Annotated in this window: 3 protein-coding genes; 2 read left to right on the forward strand and 1 reads right to left on the reverse strand. The window is 36.3% G+C overall.

The features are described 5' to 3' along the window. Together QVP90_RS01100 and QVP90_RS01105 are read left to right on the forward strand one after the other, a co-directional pair. On the forward strand, positions 1-353 hold a 353-nt coding region (locus QVP90_RS01100), incomplete at its 5' end, for an amidohydrolase family protein (protein WP_288203656.1). A gap of 50 nt (positions 354-403) precedes the next feature. Beyond that, on the forward strand, positions 404-1,300 hold the full coding sequence (locus QVP90_RS01105) for a vitamin B12 dependent-methionine synthase activation domain-containing protein (protein ID WP_021935457.1): 897 nt from the start codon (positions 404-406) through the stop codon (positions 1,298-1,300). A gap of 186 nt (positions 1,301-1,486) precedes the next feature. On the opposite strand, the gene QVP90_RS01110 is transcribed toward QVP90_RS01105, so the two are convergent. After that, positions 1,487-2,965 carry a hypothetical protein gene (locus QVP90_RS01110; RefSeq protein ID WP_264381084.1) on the reverse strand — a complete coding sequence of 493 codons (1,479 nt, stop codon included), beginning with the start codon at positions 2,963-2,965 and terminating at the stop codon, positions 1,487-1,489. Positions 2,966-3,486: the final 521 nt, after the last annotated feature.

Consider the following 3,486-nt stretch of genomic DNA (forward strand, 5'->3'; position numbering starts at 1 on the left):
GAATGCCTATGATACAATTTTCACTGGTCAGTATGCTCGGGTTGGTAGACGAAGGAGTATTCACCATCGAGAAGATAGTGGAAAAGATGTGCCATGCGCCCGCACAGATTTACGAAATACACAATCGAGGTTTTATCCGTACCGGTAATCAGGCCGATCTGGTACTCGTTCGTCCTAATACGGAATGGACGGTAACCAAAGATTGTATTTTCAGCAAATGCCAATGGAGCCCGTTGGAAGGACATACTTTCCGATGGAAAGTCGAAAAGACATTTGTAAACGGACATCTGTTATACTCGGACGGTGCAATAGATGAAAACTATAGGGGACAGGAACTGAGAATCAGAAATTAGTGATTAGCAGATCACTTATCGCTTACCACTAATCATTAATTTTTAATCGCTTGATTACCATTTTACATTATAAAGTCCATGAAGTCAGCTCCTATATCAACTGGATCTACTTCTTTCATGCGTGGGGATTCCAACCTCGCTTTGCTGCTATTGCCGATATACACGGATGCGATGTTTGTCGCGCATCCTGGTTGACATCTTTTCCGGAAGAAGAACGCCCGAAGGCATCAGAAGCGATGCAGCTTTTTAAGGAAGCCAATCGAATGTTAAATCTGCTGGACGAGGACTTTGAAGTAAAAACAATTTTCAAGCTATGCAAAGCTAACTCGGAGGGGGACAATCTCATATTAGACGGAGTTACGTTCCCTTTGCTCCGCCAGCAGATGAAGAAACGCGAAGGAGGTCCGTTCCTTTGCCTCAGTGATTTTGTACGTCCGCTATCTTCCGGAATAACTGATACGGTAGGTGCTTTTGCCGCCACGATCGATGCGGATATGGAAGGGTTATACAAAAAAGATCCATACAAGCATCTTTTAGTACAGACTCTCTCCGACCGGCTTGCGGAAGCAGCTACGGAAAAAATGCACGAACATGTGCGTAAGGAAGCCTGGGGATATGCTAAAGACGAAAATCTGACTATTCCGGAACTACTTATAGAGAAATATCAAGGTATTCGTCCGGCTGTAGGTTATCCGTCTTTACCCGACCAATCGGTAAACTTCCTTTTAGACGAGCTCCTGAACATGAAGCAAATCGGCATAAAGCTAACAGAAAACGGAGCTATGTATCCGCATGCCTCCGTCTGTGGTTTAATGTTTGCACATCCTGCCTCGAAATATTTTTCTGTAGGAAAGATTGGAGAAGATCAGTTGCAAGATTATGCCCGCCGTAGAGGAAAAAGTGTAGAAGAAATGCGGAAATTCCTGGCGGCTAATTTACAGGATTGAAATTTTCTGAATTTCTTTTCCTATCCTTCAATGGAATCCCGAAAAATAAAGACTGCCCAATATCCAAATCCGGTAAGATCTTATTGTCCTGATAACCTTCTCTACCTTTTGATTTTGAGTCTCCATTTCTAATAGAACATTTTATTTCGGTTTGAAATACCCTGATATCGATTTTTTTATTTATCACTATCTTCCACTCTTTAAATCCTCTATTTGTTTTCTATAACCCTCTATCGCTCGTTTGTGAGCCTCCATTTCTCTTTTCCCTGCACTTGTAGGATTACTATTGTAGCGTTTTTGAGCATGTTGCAAGTATTCAGTTTCATTCGCAATGTTTTTTTCTACTTGTCTGATACGATTTTGCACACCATCACTCAATCCGCCACTATTTGAAGAATTACTTGACCCGGTAGAGTTAGAAGTAGATGAGTTATGCCGTCCATCATCATTTGCAGTACTATGAGAATTCTTGCCAATATTTAGCGAAGAAGCGTTAATCGATTTTACCGCAGCTTGTTTCAACCCTTCGGAAATACCTGCAAGTATTGATTTTAGTAATTGGTTCCCAAAACTATTTTCTTTTAATTGTGCATGATATGTTTCCAGTAAATCTAAGTACACATCGCAATTATTTATATTTTCTTGATATACTTTGGTTCGCAAGGTATCTTGGCTCATTGCTGACTCAAGTATCGTCTTAGCATCATTTAGAAGGCTTTTTATCTCGTTATAGTTGTAATCTTTCAATTGGTTGGCCGAAGGGGCTTGAACATGATTTTGAAGTTGTATCACTTTTAATATAGCAATTGTTTTTAACGCAGAAGCTGAATATAACTTTGAATCAGCATCAGCTACACCCTCTGTAGCATAATATTTGATGCAGTCTTCATATTTTCTTTCAACGTAGAATTGTTCACCAGGATTTTTAGGAATAAATTTTTCATTCATTGTCTTGTTGTAAACATGAAATTTATCAGCAGGATGTAGTTTCACTTCAAATTCTCTTTTACCTGAGATTGTACGTATTTCCGAGTATTCAATCGGTACAATTGAATTTAAATCCTCCAAATAGATTGCTCCCATACGATTTTGATTATTAAAAGCAAATACATTATTGAAATTTCCGGAAGCTTTGTTTGCTATGATCATCAAAAACATTTCATCATTAAAAATTTCAATGCCATTCCAAGTCATAAAACGCATGTTTTTAGACTCATTATTTACAATTATTAATTTTAGAACGCCATCCAACTGTCTTGTGTATATTTCCTTTGTATTTATCAGCAGCCAACTACCCAAGTATGTGATTTGTCCTTGTATCCCACTCTTCAATATTTTACCGTCACAAGTACATATCAGTTTTTCATGCGTATCAGCTTTTTCTAAAATAAAATGATCCAGCATCATATGGTTATATAATTTAAATTCATCAGTTCCTCCTGACATAGAATTAAATGTATAATTGACATAACCATCTTTATAAATACCATTGATATAAATAATATCTTCATACTCACATTCAAATATAAAGTTCCCGTTTTTGCTAATAACTCCATAACATTTTTGATTTCCCTCTTTCTGAGAGACTAAATAATACCAGAATCCATTATCTCCCATTTCTATTTTTATAGAGCTTAACCCATACTTCACCTTAAGTTCTTTCATCGTCTGTTTGTTTTCACGTTTCAAGCTACTTAAGGACTGAGCGTAAATTGACGAACACCACATTCCCCAGAAAAGGAGTATTAAAAAGATTAATTTTGCTTGCATAATAACAATTAATTTTACAGATGTTTAATGATAATATTATTTAGTAAACTAAACACAATTTATTCATAAAACATCACATGTAGAAAACATTTTCATAAAATGACTCATATCGACTCATTTTATGAAAATGGATGTAAGATTTCATTTAAATCAATATATTGAATATCAAGTATTTTACTAAAAAAACCGAGCTATCAACAATTTCAACATAGCGTATTCTCTTTCGACTTAAATGGAAAGCCGTTTACACATGAAGATTTGAATTCTATTTATAATAAGTGTACGAAGTAGATGTTTCAGCAGAACCAACGCTATTCTGAACTTTACCTTTATAATAAATCTTCGATTTGGAACTTCCCATTACAAACGACTTAAAGAAAATATAATTTTTAGTGGCAGTAGCACTACCACCATAA

Origin of the sequence: Bacteroides sp. CAG:189 (assembly GCF_000432295.1) — a bacterium.
In the GTDB taxonomy this organism is placed as follows: Bacteria; Bacteroidota; Bacteroidia; order Bacteroidales; family Bacteroidaceae; genus Bacteroides; species Bacteroides salyersiae.